Here is a 15,196-nt window from a genome sequence, read left to right on the forward strand (position 1 = left end):
CGAACAACCCACCCGCGAAGAAGACCTGTTGGAGGATTCGGTGACTCCCCCCGTCGCGGCGCAGTTGAGCGAGGCAGAGCATCAGGAGGTCCTCGCCGAGGGCTTACCGGCCTGGACCGCGGGCGCCGTTGCCCAGGAGGGGCCGGTCGTCCTGCTCGTCGCTGGTCCGCCGGGGAGCGGGAAGACCACGCTGGCCGACCTGTTGCAAGCCGTCCTCGCGCGGCGCGGTGGCGCTGTCCGGATCGGGAGTGATCTCTACAAGCAGGCGCACCGCCAGTACGAGACGTATCTGCGGCAGGACGTGCGGACCGCCGGGTTACGGGTGCGGCCGGATACACGGCGGTGGCAGGCGGAGATCGAGGCGCATGCCCGGCTGTCGCGGCTGGACATGGTGGTGGAGACGGCCCTGTCCGACCCGCAGGAGATCCGGGCCGCGTCGGCGGCGTACCGGGCAGCGGGCTACCGGGTCGAACTGGTGGTACTCGCCGTCGCTGACGCGGTCTGCCAGCTCAGCGTCCTGGAACGGTTCTTCGTCCCCGATGGGGACGGCGGTGGCCGGTATGTCGGCTGGGACAACCAGGACGGCGGCGCGACCGGCCTGCTCGACACCCTGTACGTGGTGGAGGCGGAGCACCTGGTGGACCGGGTGTCGGTGGTCCGCCGGGGCCTGGAGCCGCTGTACGACAACGAGCTCACCGCGGACGGGACCTGGTCGCGGCCGACGGCCGCGGCCGCCACGGTTCGCGCCGAGCGGCGACGTCCCTGGGACGCACCCCAGTCGCGCGTCTTCCGGCGTGAACTGGTGCGCGCGGAGGTGCTGGTCCATGACGAGCGGCTGCCCGCCGACCGGCGCCTTGCGGTCTCCCGCGACGCCGAACGAGCCGCGGCCGCAGCCGAGTCGTTCCGCCGGATCGCCCACCCGCTGCCCGGACCGCCCGGCACCGGCTACCACCGGCTCAGCGCGATCGAGCACCGCTGGGCCTTCGACGAGTTGATCGCCCCCGCCTACCTGGACCGGGTCCTGCGCCGGGCCACTGCGCGCCCGGACCCGGCCGTGGTCTACCTGGTGGGCGAGCCGGGCGCACGACAGCTGGAGGCGAGGCGGATGCTGCGCCGGGCGATGCGGCCAGGCACCGTCGTGCTGGACCCCGATCTGCTGCGCGGCACACACCCGGACCACTTCCAGCTCGTCAACAACATGCCCCGGGCAGCCGACGAGCTGGTCAGGCCCGATGCCGAGGACTGGCAGGCCGAAGCCGAGGCATACGTCCGCGAACGGCGCGGCGACCTGCTCATCGAAGCCGACTTCACCAGCGCCGCCGACTTTGCCCTCAGTACGGCGCGGTTCGCCCGCGCCGGCTATCGGATCGAGGTGGTGGCCCTGGCCGCCCGGGCCGCCGACAGCCGGCAGCGCACCCTCGTCGACCACGCCCGCGCTCTGGAGCTGGACGTGGTCACCGCGTTCCCCGCTCCGGCCGTGCACGCGCGGGCCTGCCGGGTTGTCGCTGACGTCGTGGCGGCCGCGGCCACCGACGCTCACATCAGCGCGGTGCGGGTGATCGACGGTGACCACCGGGCGCTGGACCGGGACCGGGCAGCAGCCTGGGCCCTGACCGCTGCCCGGCACCGTCCCTACACCCATGGGGAGGCGGTCCGCTTCCACTCTGTCCAGCGGGCACTGCACCAGGTGCTGCCCCGGCTTCGGAAGGAGATCACCGGCATCACGGCCCAGGCGCAGCCTCTGATGCCCGCCCCGTGGCAGGCACGGCCGGTGGAACACCAGCCGCACCCCGCCCGCCTGCCGCTGCCCGTAGCCGACTGGGTCAGCCGGCGTTGAGCTCCTTGAGCCGGGCGGCGTAGGCCAGGGCGATCTGCACCGTCTCGTCCTCGTTGGCGTCCTCCAGCCGGTCCAGGTCGTCCAGGGCCTGGTCCCGGGCTGCCCGCAGCCCGTCGACCGCATCTGAGTCCAGGCCGCTGTCGCGGGCCTCGGTGAGGCGGGCGTTGTACCAGCGGATCACCTCCTTCACCGCGCGCTCGGCCTGCCCGGCATCTCCACCGGCCTGGTGCAGCGGCTGCTGGGAGGGTTCTTCAGGGTTGACAGTGCTGGACACGGCGATACCACCTTGGTCGTTCTGACGTAGTTGACCAGCCAATTCTCTGTGAGGAGCCGTCATCACAGGTTCGGCGGGCATAGGTTGAGCCGCAAGACGATCACCAGGGGGAGCCGTGGCAGGACGGGATCTGCGGGCGCTGTTCAGCACCAACGACCGGCAGCTGGAGGTCGGTGAGGCGTTCACCAACCGCCAGGGCCAGTGGCAGATCGTCCAGGCCGCGCTCGGCGAGCACCTGGCCCGCATCACGGCCCCCGGTTTCGATGTCGAGGACCTGGAGGCGCCGCGCACCAACATCCTCGCCTTCCACGGGGTCGGCGGCATCGGAAAGTCGACGCTGTCGCGCACGCTGGAATCGGCGCTCACCGGCACGGAGGAACGGCCCGCCCGGTGGGGCGAGGCCGCCTGGCCCGCCCGCCCGGCGCTGCTCCCGGTCCGGATCGACCTCGCCCGCGCGGCCGGCACCGACTTCGAGCGGGTCATCCTCACCCTCCGCCTTGCCCTGGCCGCCCGCATCGGCAAGGCGCTGCCCGCCTTCGACATCGCCCTGCGCCGCTACTGGGAACATCAGCACCCTGGCGAGCCGCTGGAGGACTACCTCAGCCGCGGCGGCCTGGCCGCCCGCTTCGGCCGTGCATTGCCGCAGCAGATGCAGTCCGCGCTCGGTGACGTCGCCCAGGCCCTGTTGCTGCCCGGCACCGTCGGCACGGCGATCGGCCAGCTCACCGGCGCACTGACCACTGCCCTGCGCGAACGGCGCCAGGCGGTACGGGCCCTGGCCCGCTGCGCACGCCTGGCCGACCTCCTGGACGCCGATCCCGACATCGACGCGCTCTCCTACTACCCGCACCTGCTCGCCTGGGAGCTCGCCCAGCTCCCCGCCGACCGGGCGGTCGTGCCCGTGGTGCTGCTCGACACGTTCGAGGACACCGGTACCCGGACCCACCGCGACCTCGAACGTCTGCTGCAGCGTCTGGTGTGGCTGATGCCCAATGCGTTCTTCATCGTCACCGGCCGCAGCCGTCTGCAGTGGGCCGACCCGGCGGTGGAGGGCCAGCTCGACCACGCCGGTCCCGCCGCCTGGCCGGGCCTGGCCGGGCAGACCGTCCCCGGTCCCCGCCCCACCGGCAGCTCGATCGCCGCGCCGACCCCGGCGTCGCGGCAGGTCCTGATCGGCGACTTCAGCGCGGAGGACTGCGCCGACTACCTCGCCCGCCGCCTGGTCCGCAACAACCGGCCCCTCATCGACGCCGGCCTGCGCGCCGTCATCGCCGAACGCTCCCACGGCCTGCCCCTCTATCTCGATCTCGCCGTGCTCCGCTACCTCGAACTGAGCCGCACCGGCCGCGTCCCCACGGCCGCGGACTTCGACGCCGACTTCCCCGCGCTGCTCACTCGCACACTCGCCGACCTCACCCCCGACGAACGCCACCTCCTGCGCGCCGTCAGCCTGCTGGATGCCTTCGATCTCCCCCTGGCCACCGCCGCCGCGGGACTGTCCCACCTGTCTGCGGCCGCCCGGCTCGTGGAGCGGCCCTTCGTCCGGCACGACGCCTTCGCTCTGTGGCCCTACCACCTGCACGCCCTCATCCGCTCCACCCTGCGCACCGCCGACGACGCCACCGACGACCGCTGGACCGACACGGACTGGCACCAGGCCGCCGGCCGCGCGCTGGCCGCCCTCGGTGCACAGTGGCAGGCCAGCAGCGGGCCTGACCGGCGCCTGCTGACCGGCTGCCTCCGCCAGGGCCTCGCCCTCGCCCGCGCCCACCGGCTCGAGCTGGGCTGGCTCACCGACGCCGCCTGGTCCTACACCGACGACTACGTATGGGAACCCCTCCCCCTCCCCGCGCGGGACAGCGGCGACGACGAACTGACCACCGCCGCGGACGCCCTGACCGAACTCCTCTCTGCCCTGGCCCGCCGCCAGCACGAACACCGCGCCACGACCGTCTCCCGGCTCACCGACGTCCTCAACACCGGCCTGCTGCCCGACGAACTCGCCGACATGGCCACCTACTACCGGGCCAAGGCCCACCGCGACCTCGGACACAACGACGCCTCCCGCGACGGCATGCGCCAGGTCGCGAGCCGCGGCGGCCGCCTCGCCCCCGACGCCGCCCGAGGACTCGCCCACCTCGCCCGCGCCGCCGGCGACTTCCCTACCGCTGCCGCCGCGGCCCGTAACCTCGGCTGGCCCGGCCGCGGCCGACGAGTCCTCGGCGACATCCACTTCGCCCACGGCGACATGGCCCAGGCAGCCACCCACTTCACCGCGGCCCGCACCGAAGCCGAAGAGCACGGCAACCTCGGCGAGCAAGCCATCGCCCAGGCCAACCTCGCGCTCGTCATCGCCTTCACCGATCCCGCCCGGGCCGATGACGAGATCACCCTCGCGAGGCAGCTCCTGGCCGGACTCGATCAGCGCGCCACCTCCCTCACCGCCCAGACCGCCAGCATCGTCCGCGACGCCGGAACCCTCACCGGCCCCGAACCGGCCCGCGCGCTGCGCACGGCGATTCACGAGGCCGGAATCACCGCCGCACAAGCCGTCCTCGAACTCGCCCTCGTCTTCCACCACGCCGTCCAGGGCGAGCAGGACAACGCCCAGGCCGCCATCGCCCGGCTCCACGCCCTCACCGAGACCGGTGACTACAGCTACTACCGGGACATCGCGCACTGCATGGCCGGCATCCCCCTCCCCGAGCCCTCCACCACGGTCTGGCTCGACGGCCCCGAGGAAGTCCGTACCCGATGGCACCAGCTCGTCCAGGACCGCCGAACCCACCTCGACACCACTGAGTAGTGCCGCACCCGCCCGCGTGGGCGCTGGACCATGCCGCAGAACGCAAGCCCAACATGCACACTTCTGTAAGGTGGTGTGCATGACGGAGACGACCTACTCGATCGTGGAAGCCCGCGCCCGCCTGGGCGCCATCGCGCGCGAGGTCAGCGCCACCCGTGAACCGGTCGCCATCACCGACCACGGGCAGACCGTCGCCATACTGGTCAGCCCCGCCGACGCCCTGGAACTGCAGGAACTGCGCGCGCTGGCCGCCTACCGCGCCCGCCAGGCCCGCGGCGAGAACGCCGGCGTCTCCCACGACGAGGCGTACCGCCGCGTGTTCGGCGGAGCTGAGGCGTGAGCTACGAGGTCATCTGGGAACCCGAGGCCCTCGCCCAGGCGGAGCGGTTCGCCAAGGACGACCCCGACGGGGTACGGCAGGTGTTCACCGCCGTCGACCACCTCGCCGACAACCCCCGACCCGACGGCGCGTTCGGCAGCGCCGAACTGCTGCGCATCCACGTCGCCGCCTACCGCGTGATGTACGAGATCAACGACCAGCAGATCCGCGTCAGCGTGATCCACCTGGGACGCGTGCGCTGAACGACGACATGACATGCCGAAGGGGTGGCCTCCTGCGTGAGGCCACCCCTTCGGTGTTGTGGGGTGCTGGTGAGGAAAAGGCGCGTGCCAACTCAGGCGGGCGAGCGCCGCATCGTGCCGTCTCCGCGCCCGTTCAGCGGGATCAGCGTCTCCAGACGGGCCCCCTTGACCCACGATCCCAGCAAGTCACGGTGCACGGCCACAATGTCCTGACGCACCGCCAGGCCGAGCGCGGCCTTCGTGAACGTGCGGCAGGTGGTGACGAACAGGGCGACGTCCGCGCCGTGTTCGAGGCGTGCGGTGCCGACGAACTTCTGCATGTCCTGCGAGGACACGCTGCGGTGCGGCGCGTACTTCTTGCATTGAGCAACCAGTTTGCGGCCGTCGGGGAGGTAGCCGACGACGTCGGCGCCCAGGTCGCCGCTCTTGCCGCTGACGACGACCTGTGTGCAGCCGTCCCGCCGGCACAGCTCGGCGACGTAGTGCTCGAAGTCCTGCCAGGACAGCGCGTCGACCTCGGTCATCGACAGTTCCCGCGCCTTCGCCTCCTCCTGCTCGCGCCACTGCCGGTCCTGGCCGACCGCACGGTGGTGGGCTCGCCACAGTCCCCAGCCGGCCCCGCCCACCACGGTCGTGGCGAGCACCGTCACAAGGACGGGCCACACCGCCGCCCAGTTCCCGGCCACCCAGATCGCAGAGGCCGCCGCAGCCACGGCGCCCCAGCCCTGCAGCTGCCTGCGCGTCCGCTTCTTCAAGCGTCGGCGCCGTCGTCGTGATGCCATCGCTCCCCCTACTCTCCTCACCCGTGAAACGCAGTGTGAAAGCCCTGATCGGCCCCAGCAAGAGGGCCTCGCCCCGGGACTGCCGCCGTGCTCACCGGTCGAACCGGATCGGGTACGAGACCGTCGGCCGCGGCGCGGGCCTAGGGTCGTCCCAGCCCTCGAAGTGCACCGGGTAGGTGACCGTCGACCGCGGCCTGGGCGCCGGCCCCGAACTCCCGCCGCCGGATGCGCCGGTCGTCCCGCCATAACCCGCGACCGCGATCCCCAGCAGAACCAGGATCGACAGATCCCGCCGCGCTCCAGGCGCCCACCGGAAGTACCGGCGCACCTTTGTGCCACCGCGCTCATGCTCCTCCACCCACGGCATACCTGCTGCTCCCTCCCCATCACCACACTGGCCTGCTGGAACGAGGACATCACCCGGCGCTGACAATCCGTCACGAGTTGACCGTCAAAAGCGATGCGATCCGGCCGCAAGCCGGTCCAGCGCACCGCTGCCGGACAGTGGCCACCAGGCACTCTCCCCGACGCAGCGCATCGAATCAGCCGAACTCCCCGACGCTGACATGGAGTTCGCGGTCTGCGCCCTCTGTTGGTCCCCGGGCCGGGGGCGCGCTGGACTTCACCGGTCGGCAGTCGAGGGACCCACCGGCCAGCCACCCAGCAGGCCCCTCCGTCATTGCGGCGCGGGAGCCCAGCAGCTCTGTCCCAGGAGCGCGGCGCGAGCGGCCAGCAAGGCCGACCAGGACCCAGCACCTGGCGGCCGCCCGCCCAGGGCTACCGCAGACCAGGTGGGGCCTGTCCATCGACCCCACCGAACACGCCGCGCTCTCCGAGGCCGCGGCGTCCAGGTGGTCATCACTCGTCCGTGTCAGGCCAGGACGCGAGAACCCGCCGCTTCTCCTCGTCGACGAGGACGATGCGGGCCGCTTCGACGTTGCCGTGCTTACCGATCCACAGCGTGAACATGCCGTCCGCCGTGTCCCAGCTGCCCCACCAGCCTTGCATCACCGGCCGGGTGCCGGTGTACAGGGTGAGGTGATACCGCTCGTCGCCCATCACGCCAGCCTGATCCCGCGGCGGCGGCCCGGCTCCCGGACGATCGCGTTCTTCGACTCCAGCTCCCCCAGCTGGTAGTGCACGGAGGCGCGGCTGCGCATGCCGATCCGCTCCCCGATCTCCTGCACGGTCGGCGCCTCGCCACGGTCGGTGATGGCCTCGCGGATATAGCGGAGGATGCGCTCCTGGGTGTCGGTGAGGTAGTCGACGCGGTGTCTGGCCATGACTCGATTAGAGCGTGTGTTCGAATTATGGTGCAAGCTGGACGCGTGCACGATCTGTCGCCCGGCCTGCCCAGACTCCGCACCCTGGAGACCTGGCTCACCCGTTTCCACTGGAAACGGCACAGCGCCGGCGACGCAGTGGCGGGTGCCTCAGCCCCACAGTTTGCGGGTGAAATCCTTCGCCCACTCCACCCGCTCCTGGTGCGGACCGTGGGGCACGCACGGGGAGTTCGGGCCGGCCTGGCACTTTGGGCAAGTGACCTCTCTCGCATGCCAGGTCCGCGCCGCTGCGGTCGCGGTTTCCTGCGTTTCCCTCTCTCTCCTCCGCGGCCGGGGAGGCCGGGGTTCGGCCCGGGCCGGCGGCGGGGGCACGACGTCGACGGCCTGCTGCTGGCGTTCTTTGCGGGCGACCTTCTGCTTCTCGCCAGGGCCAATGCGGTCGTCGCTCTGCATGACGCGGCGCAGGCGTTCGTCGTGGGGAAGCTGTCGCTTCTCGCTGGGGCCGACGCGATCGTCGTTGTCGCACAGCTTGCCCGGTCCGGCGTGGCATCGCGGGCACGTCATTCGGTACCAGTCGCCGCGTGGCACCTGGTGGTGCAGCCGGGCGGCAGTCTTCCTGCCCGCCTCCTTCGCCTGCCCCTCCCCGTCGACCTTCGGCCACCGCTGCTGGAGCGGACGGTTGGGGTTGGCTTCACGCTCGCGCGTCTCCGGGTCCGGCCGCATCGGCTCGGCAGGAGCCTCGACCTCTTGCCGAGCCTTCTTCTGTTGCCGGGCCATCTTTTCGGTTTTCCGCTCGTCCAGGATCAGCTGCAGCCGCTCGTTGTGGCCGTCCTTGCGCGGTTTCCCGCTGCTGGGTCCCTCGACCAGCACACAGCCCTTGCCCTGCTGCGCGTTGCAGCGCGGACAGCTCTGCTGAATCCAATACCGCCGCGCTACGCGCAGCTGTTCCCGCGGCCCCAGTGCCGCCCGTTTCTTCCAGACCTCCACGCGCCGCGCTTCACCACGGGTCAGCAGTTCCCCGGCCGAGGCCGCGGACCGCAGGAGCTCCTCAACCTGAGGGCGCAGGTCGGGCGTGTACGCGTCGTACCCGCGAAGGCGTTGGAGGGCGCTGCGGACGCGAGCCGCAGCCTTGTGTGCTTCCTTCTCCGTGTCAGCTTCCGCGTCGACCGCATCCCGCGTGAGGTCGTCCAGGCTGTCGAAGTACGTGATCGCCCGCTCGTAGACGGCGGATTCGGCGTCCGTGCGATCCTCAGATGCCGTCGCGTTGACGCGAATCAGAAGTCTGCGCACTCTCCCAGGCTTGTGCTCAGCGACCGCCTTCTTCAGGTTGTCGAACAGCTTGCGGCGCTCCTCGTTCTGCTCGACCAGCCAGACCCTCGCGTGGCGAACGGCAGCCTCGAGCTGCTCCTGGAGCTCCCCGTCCACACCGGTCAGATCCTCGATGTCCCCGCACACCTGCTTCACCACGGGCACGGACTCGATCCGCCGCGCATACACCAGTCGGCGCAGCAGGGCCTGGGCGCGCGCCTCCGGCTCCGGCACCTTCCTCGCCTTGCCGGGCGACCACAGCGATGGAAGCGGCGCACTGCGGGCCTGAACGATCTTCTCAACCGCCGGCGTCGACAACCCGCGCTCCGTCATCTCGCACTGGTCCAGAGCGAACCATTCGATCGGCCTGGCGAACGCCTCAGTCCCGATCTGCACGTGGCGCGCGGTGCCCACGCTGTCCAGGCGGATCCGATGCACGTACCAGCGGCGGATCATTGTGTCGCGGTCGACCGGCACCATCATCCCAAGGACCGGCTCCACATCGTCGTCCCACACCGGTGCCACCGCCTGGTCCAGATGCACCCGCAGAGCGCCATGCCGCCAGCGCACATCCACGACGGACCCGATCGGTGCGCCTTCCATGCGGGTGTACTCGAACGTGGCCTGCTCCCCGCGGCTGGCGAGCCAGGCCGAGGCCGCCGACCGCACATAGAGGTGGTCTGCGCTGTCCACGCCGCGGGAGCGGCGCCCGCACACATGCGGCAGCCCGTCCGGATCCGGGTGATGTGCGAAATGACAGGCCCGGTCCGTGTACAGCTTCGTGGTCAGCTGGCCGCCGCAGCCGCCGAGCAGAGTCCCGCACCAGAAGGTGTCGTCCTCATGAGCGCGGCGGAATGCATCCAGCTCGATCGCTTCCATCGGCAGCATCAACGGCTCATCCGAGTCCGCCCCGCCGAGCACCGCCGCCTGGATCCGTCGCCTGTCCGTGCGCACAAACTCCCCCATCCCATCCTGCCAACACATCGTGTCACCAGCGGAGTTCACCAACCAGATCGCCTCTCGGCTCGACTCACGCCGTCCGCGACCTCCCCCTCACGGGCAGCGCGCTCGGCCCGGGCCCGGCGCAGGGCGGCGGCTTCGGTGACCGCGGCCTGGCGGCGGCGCTGGGCGCGGGTCACCTCGATCGAGGCCGGCGCATCGTGGGGCATGGTCTCGGTCTCGGGGAACGCCCGGCGGCTGAGTTCGGGCATCGCACGGTTCTGCCGCTCCACCGCCGCGGCGATGTCCGGGTCCGCCAGGCGCGGCGGCGCAGGCAGGGGTCATGCTCTCCCGGCGAGACCGGCAAAGTGGCCCTGCGCTTCGGTCTGCTCGGCCAGGTCGAGGGCGCGTAGTGCGAGCCACTGGTCATGGATGGCGCTGGGGGACCGTAGGAGCGAGCGGGTGAGCAGGGCTTCGCCACGTGTCAGGCGCTTGCGTACGGCGGATGTCGAGATGGACAGCGCGGCCGCCGTGGGGCCGATGCGGGCGTCGAGGCGCAGCCAGGTGGTGAGGGTTTCTGCGATACATGCTGGGACATCGGGCGCGGTGACGGGACGGAACTGCTGTTGGGCCCACACCGCGACGCGGGGCAGTGACAGGAGCTCGTCCAGGATGGGCAACGTCTTTGCCGCCTGTGCGGCGTCGCTCTCCGGCGGGGACGGGATTTGTTCGGTGACGCTGCGCAGAGCGAGTGCCAGTGCGGCTTGGTCGGCGAGCCGATGAAGGTCCAGGCCGAGCAGCTCCTGGATGCATGTCAGGCGCGCGCTCAGGGTGTTGCGGTGAATATTCAGGTGGGCCGTCGCACGGGAGTGGAAGCTGAGCCAGGACGCGGCGGTGGCCAGTAGTTCCGCGCTGTCGGGGTCCTGGGCCCGTCTGGCGCGGTGGGTGCGGATCGGTGAGAGGAAGGCCTTGGCCCAGGCCGACGCAGCGGGCCCGATGGTCAGCGCCAGGTCGGGACTGGCTGCGAACGAGGCCTGCCGTTCCGGGCGGCCGCGTGCGGCGGCGAGAGCGTGGAAGGCCTGCGCGTAGCCGGTGGCGGTTTCCCGCAGGGGCACGGCGTTGCTCTCTCCGATCCAGCAGACCGCCGCCAGTTCGGGGGGCCAGTCCGGTGCCGGGTCGTCAGCGGGCGCGAGCATGAAGAGGTGGTCGACGTAGACCGGGCACGGCACGATCCACGCGTCCTTCGTCATATCGCCCAGTTTCCTGGCCAGTTGGCCGCGAACGTTCGGCGGGCCCTCGATGACGTACACCCGTACCATCGCGGGCAGAGGCGGGCGCAGCGCCCCTGCTATCTGGCGTGCGGTGGACGTATGGCCGTTCATCAGCAAGTGCATGACTGCTTCGCGCGTCCCGGCTTCGGCGATCCTCAGCCGATGCTGCCGGCGCCGAGTGTGTTCCGCCAGCCAGCTCAGACTCAGCACGGATGAGGCATCCGCAAGCAGGAGCGGCAGTTCAGGTGGTGCCGGCCGGGGCACCACGGCAGCGAGAAGGGGCGCGTCGGCGCCCCGCGATCCGTCGAGGGGAAGGACGATGCAGGTGAGTCCGTCCTCGTCGATGGCAACGGACCCCAGCCTCCGCTCAGCCAACTCCCGCGCACCGCGCAGCGCGAGACCACGCTCGGCGTCGCCGAGGAGGGCGCGGGCCGGGTAGGTCGCAGTACCCGCGGAGTTCATCAGAAACGCGGTGGCGCCGGTACGTCCCTCCAGCCAGCGAAGCACCGGCCCGGTGCCGCCCCTGCGCGCGGCACGCTGCATGTCCAGCACGTCGTCGGCCCGTCGAACCCGGCCGGCCGCCGCCGTGTCCACACGCAGATCACCGTGCATGTCGCCCCCGGAGACTCTCAAGTCGGTCCGCTCGCAGAGTAGGCAGGCGCTGGCAGGGTCACAACAAGGCTCGCTGTGCAGATCGGCACCGGAGGGACCGCTTCAATGTGCAAACAGGTCCTGCGTGTAGCCCGCAGCCGTCATAGGTTCTGGTCCGCAGGGCATCGGGCAGGGGACGGCGGGGGAACATGCAGCCGGAGCTGTCGAAACGACGTGCCGTGCGGGCGGAACATCACTTGCCGCAGGCGAAGCAGATGATCTGTCATATCACCTCAGAAGCGAAGAGAGGGTCCTGTGAGGACATTCCGTACGTTCGTTGTGTCCGGGGTGACCGTGCTCGCCGCGGTCGCCAGTGTGGCGATGGCTGTGCCGGCCTCCGCGACGACGTACCCGCCGCCGGGATACTTCCTGTGCCGTACACCTGACGTGCCGGCCGACGGCTTGACGGTCCACACCTGCATCCAAGGGGACGGCGGCAGCACGCTGCACTCCGTCGCGGACACCTGGGGCAGCAACAACACCTCCATCACGCTCTGCGCGGAGGTCGTGGACGCCAGCCAGAACGTCGTCCCCGGCAGCCGGAACTGCCAGGTGGTCTGGGGTCCGAGCGGGACCGTGTGGTCCAACCCGGTCAGCGTGCGCCCCGGCACGTACTACGGCGTGTCGTACTTCACCAGCCCTACGTACTACTACGGCGGCGAGACCCCCCGAGCTTCCGTGTCCTGATGGCCCCACACCCTCCCGCCCGGCTGCCTTGGTAGCCGTCACTGAGTTCGGCTTGTCCACTGTCACACGGTCGAGGAGTAGCTATGCGGAACAAGTCACTGGCTCGAGTCGCCACCGTCTTTGCAGTACCGTCGCTCGTTCGGGGGTTTTCCAGGCCCGCGAACGCCCTTGACGGGAACAGCCCCCAGCATCGTGCAGGCGGAAAGTCGGGAGCCCGCCGGTGGCGACGGTTCTCGGCCGTGGCGGGCACCCTGGCTGTGATCGGCGCCAGCACCATGCTGGTCTCACCGTCAGCACACGCCGACGACGTCCAACAGCGCTGCAATAACTATCACAGCTGGACCGAATGCATTTCGTACGACTGGACGAATAACTATGTGTCAGTAAATGCGCTCAACGGATACTCTTATGCGCAGACCGAGGCCCTGTGGATTCGTGACACTCATGGCTACACTATCGGCACCCAGGGCTTTAATATTCCTGCAGGCAGTTGGAGAGGGTTCGGAACTCGCCTGTTCATACCGTCAACGCTGTGCGCGGGGATCGATGACATTCAAGTCGTATGTGAAACCTTCAGCGGTTGAGTGAAATAAGCGAGCACAACCCCGCCGATCGCGGCGAACCATCGAAGCGTCAGAGTATGACAGGGGGATTCATGTGGACCCGAATGAACATAGCCATCACCGCAACTGCGGCAGCACTCTGCAGCATCGGCATCGCCATGCCTGCAGCCAACGCCGACGTCCGCCCAATGGCCGACTGCGGCGCGGCGTGGAACGACGTCGGCTCCCCGGGCAACCTGTATGGATTCGGGTACTACGCCGGCCAGGTCGAGCAGCAGTATCAGGTCTGCGGCGGAGGCGTGGTCAACGCGCGCGCCCATTTCCAGTGGTCGGGCGACTTCCAGAGGCGATTCCCGGGGACCTGGGTGGAGGTGGGCACGGGTTCTCATTACTTCGGCCCCGTATTCCCTTCCGTCAACGACAGCACGGCGGACAAGGACGTCCGGTCGCCCGGCTTCGAGATTCACAACGCGAAACCGGACCAGTGGTGGGCGTACGCGAAGCTCACTTCGACCCCCAACGGGTGCTCAAGCGCGTCCAACTGGGACGGCACCGCCAGGGGAACGGATTGGCTCTACGCCAACGGGACTTCTGTCGAGGCTCCTGAAAACGCCTCCTGCAGCTGATTAAACGAACCGCGCCGTCAGGCACCACTAGCCCAAGCAACGAAGCGCCAAGGGAACGTCCAGGCAACGCCATTCCAACGCCTAGCCGCGAACCGGCAAGCTGATACGCGGACGAAGACGGGAAACGTCCAACGGCTCCAATGGGGGCCGCCACACGCTGAGGGAGAACACCATGCTCAGGCTCGGAAAGGCCAAGCGCACCCTGGCAGCCGGAGCCATCGCGGCCAGCCTCACCACCGCTGGCCTTGTCGCTGCGACCCCGGCCAGCGCCACGGTCGTGAACTCCACGTGCAACCTGTCGGACGTCGTCAGGATTAACTACGGCAGCGGCAACGGACACTACTGCTACGTCTGGGACGGCAATCGAAGCTCCAACCAAGGCTGGATGGACATCCAGGACGCCCGTGACATCTGCCCGGGTACCTACAAGGGATACCTGACGGACATCACGGGAAGCCCCTGGAACTTCGGCGGGGACTGCATGTCCCTTGGCGGGGCGCACTTCGTGAAGATCACCTTCACAAACAACTGAGTTGAAACAGGCCCCGGTGCCCGCGATGGGATGCTGTTGGTTTATTCGGGGTCCTGCGTGACGTCGGTCTTCAAGACCTGGTTGTGGTCTTGAAGACCGACGTTGTCGTAGGTGGGGTGGGTGTGGATGTCGATGCAGCCGAAGGAATCTGGGGAGATTCCGGCGGAGACAGTGCGGGTGGCCAGGGCGGCTTTCCCGAAGGGGAGTCTCCCGATCCGGATGCGGGACGAGCTGGGGCCGCTGTTCACCGACTCGGTGTTCGCGGACCTGTTCCCATTGCGGGGCAGGCCTGCCTGGTCACCGGGCCGGCTTGCGCTGGTGCTCGTGTTGCAGTTCGTCGAGGGGCTGACAGACCGGCAGGCTGCGGAGGCTGTCCGGGCCCGGATCGACGTCAAGTACGCCCTCGGGCTGGAGCTCACCGATCCGGGGTTCCTCGTCGGCCTGTACCAACTGCGCGATCACCGGAACCCGGGCAGCGCGGTCCTTCCGCGCCCGGCGCAGGGCCGCGACCCGGGTCTCTTCTGCGTCGCGGCGGTGCTGAGTGCCTGTTTCTGAACCCGGTAGCTGCACGTCAACGGCCGCCAGTCCGGAATGAGAGCTTTGTGCATGCGTTCGGCGAACGGTCACCGTGACCGTTCCCCGAACGGAAACGGGTGGGGCTCACGTGACGGAAGCAGCAGATGCGGCGTACGCGCCAAGGCACTGCTCATCAGCAGCGCCATCCAGGGGCCCGCGAAGCCCGGCAGCTTGATCGATCTGAAGGTGGTGGTCACCACCTTCGCCCTCGGCCAGCCGGCTACCAGGCTACCGAGCCCACGCGCGCCGGGGGTTCAGAAACAGGCACTCAGCTTGACGTTTAACCTCGGCGGTTCACCTGACCCGCTGATCTTGGTTCGTTCCCGGGACAACAGGGCGGCCGTTATTCACGCTTCGAGGTGTCGAGCAACGTCGCGTGAAGGAACGGCCGCTGGTGAAGAGTCTCGCCCCTGAACAGTCCGCTGACGCCGCACTGGGCATCCTGTCCCACTTTCGTGTCCAGTTCTACGACTGTCTTT

Annotated in this window: 15 protein-coding genes and 1 pseudogene; 9 read left to right on the top strand and 7 right to left on the bottom strand. The window is 69.6% G+C overall.

Features of this window, described 5'->3' with window-relative positions; genetic code table 11:
* Positions 1 to 40 precede the first annotated feature (40 nt).
* A complete protein-coding gene (locus ACZ7OO_RS42370; protein ID WP_471512734.1) occupies positions 41 to 1,837 on the top strand; it encodes a zeta toxin family protein in 1,797 nt (598 codons plus the stop codon).
* Here ACZ7OO_RS42370 and ACZ7OO_RS42375 read toward each other — a convergent pair.
* Positions 1,824 to 2,111: a hypothetical protein gene (locus ACZ7OO_RS42375; protein WP_471512735.1), complete on the bottom strand. Its 288-nt coding sequence runs from the start codon at positions 2,109 to 2,111 to the stop codon at positions 1,824 to 1,826. The genes ACZ7OO_RS42370 and ACZ7OO_RS42375 overlap by 14 nt on opposite strands.
* Before the next feature lie 115 nt (positions 2,112 to 2,226).
* On the opposite strand from ACZ7OO_RS42375, the gene ACZ7OO_RS42380 reads away from it, so the two are divergent.
* The 3 genes from ACZ7OO_RS42380 to ACZ7OO_RS42390 all read left to right on the top strand — a co-directional run bounded on the left by ACZ7OO_RS42380 (position 2,227) and on the right by ACZ7OO_RS42390 (position 5,499).
* Positions 2,227 to 4,917 carry an ATP/GTP-binding protein gene (locus ACZ7OO_RS42380; protein WP_471512736.1) on the top strand — a complete coding sequence of 897 codons (2,691 nt, stop codon included), beginning with the start codon at positions 2,227 to 2,229 and terminating at the stop codon, positions 4,915 to 4,917.
* 79 nt (positions 4,918 to 4,996) lie between these two features.
* Positions 4,997 to 5,257, top strand: coding sequence for a type II toxin-antitoxin system Phd/YefM family antitoxin (locus ACZ7OO_RS42385; RefSeq protein WP_054231238.1), 261 nt, complete (start codon positions 4,997 to 4,999; stop codon positions 5,255 to 5,257).
* Positions 5,254 to 5,499 (top strand): type II toxin-antitoxin system RelE family toxin, encoded by a 246-nt coding sequence (locus ACZ7OO_RS42390; protein ID WP_471512737.1) that lies wholly within the window; start codon positions 5,254 to 5,256, stop codon positions 5,497 to 5,499. Before ACZ7OO_RS42385 ends, ACZ7OO_RS42390 begins: the two co-directional genes overlap by 4 nt.
* A gap of 92 nt (positions 5,500 to 5,591) precedes the next feature.
* Here ACZ7OO_RS42390 and ACZ7OO_RS42395 read toward each other — a convergent pair whose 3' ends face one another.
* From ACZ7OO_RS42395 to ACZ7OO_RS42420, 6 genes are all read right to left on the bottom strand, one after another.
* On the bottom strand, positions 5,592 to 6,281 hold the full coding sequence (locus ACZ7OO_RS42395; protein WP_471512738.1) for a restriction endonuclease: 690 nt from the start codon (positions 6,279 to 6,281) through the stop codon (positions 5,592 to 5,594).
* A gap of 858 nt (positions 6,282 to 7,139) precedes the next feature.
* Positions 7,140 to 7,340 (bottom strand): hypothetical protein, encoded by a 201-nt coding sequence (locus tag ACZ7OO_RS42400; RefSeq protein ID WP_471512739.1) that lies wholly within the window; start codon positions 7,338 to 7,340, stop codon positions 7,140 to 7,142.
* Positions 7,340 to 7,564 (bottom strand): LexA family protein, encoded by a 225-nt coding sequence (locus ACZ7OO_RS42405; RefSeq protein ID WP_471512740.1) that lies wholly within the window; start codon positions 7,562 to 7,564, stop codon positions 7,340 to 7,342. The genes ACZ7OO_RS42400 and ACZ7OO_RS42405 overlap by 1 nt, the downstream gene beginning before the upstream one ends.
* A gap of 150 nt (positions 7,565 to 7,714) precedes the next feature.
* Entirely contained in the window at positions 7,715 to 9,838 is a 2,124-nt protein-coding gene (locus tag ACZ7OO_RS42410) for a zinc finger domain-containing protein (RefSeq protein ID WP_471512741.1), read from the bottom strand.
* Positions 9,839 to 9,873: 35 nt separating this feature from the next.
* Positions 9,874 to 10,083 carry a hypothetical protein gene (locus ACZ7OO_RS42415; RefSeq protein ID WP_471512742.1) on the bottom strand — a complete coding sequence of 70 codons (210 nt, stop codon included), beginning with the start codon at positions 10,081 to 10,083 and terminating at the stop codon, positions 9,874 to 9,876.
* A 69-nt stretch (positions 10,084 to 10,152) separates the two neighbouring features.
* Positions 10,153 to 11,694: a helix-turn-helix domain-containing protein gene (locus tag ACZ7OO_RS42420; protein WP_471512743.1), complete on the bottom strand. Its 1,542-nt coding sequence runs from the start codon at positions 11,692 to 11,694 to the stop codon at positions 10,153 to 10,155.
* Between the two features lie 327 nt (positions 11,695 to 12,021).
* On the opposite strand from ACZ7OO_RS42420, the gene ACZ7OO_RS42425 reads away from it, so the two are divergent.
* The 5 genes and pseudogenes from ACZ7OO_RS42425 to ACZ7OO_RS42445 all read left to right on the top strand — a co-directional run.
* On the top strand, positions 12,022 to 12,420 hold the full coding sequence (locus ACZ7OO_RS42425) for a hypothetical protein (protein ID WP_471512744.1): 399 nt from the start codon (positions 12,022 to 12,024) through the stop codon (positions 12,418 to 12,420).
* 239 nt (positions 12,421 to 12,659) lie between these two features.
* Positions 12,660 to 13,004 (top strand): hypothetical protein, encoded by a 345-nt coding sequence (locus ACZ7OO_RS42430; protein WP_471512745.1) that lies wholly within the window; start codon positions 12,660 to 12,662, stop codon positions 13,002 to 13,004.
* A gap of 83 nt (positions 13,005 to 13,087) precedes the next feature.
* Positions 13,088 to 13,609 carry a hypothetical protein gene (locus ACZ7OO_RS42435; RefSeq protein WP_471512746.1) on the top strand — a complete coding sequence of 174 codons (522 nt, stop codon included), beginning with the start codon at positions 13,088 to 13,090 and terminating at the stop codon, positions 13,607 to 13,609.
* A 172-nt stretch (positions 13,610 to 13,781) separates the two neighbouring features.
* A complete protein-coding gene (locus ACZ7OO_RS42440) occupies positions 13,782 to 14,141 on the top strand; it encodes a hypothetical protein (RefSeq protein ID WP_471512747.1) in 360 nt (119 codons plus the stop codon).
* A 126-nt stretch (positions 14,142 to 14,267) separates the two neighbouring features.
* Positions 14,268 to 14,573, top strand: a pseudogene (locus ACZ7OO_RS42445) (transposase); the annotation flags it as partial.
* Between the last annotated feature and the right edge of the window lie 623 nt (positions 14,574 to 15,196).

Source organism: Streptomyces sp. NPDC111744 (assembly GCF_055634995.1).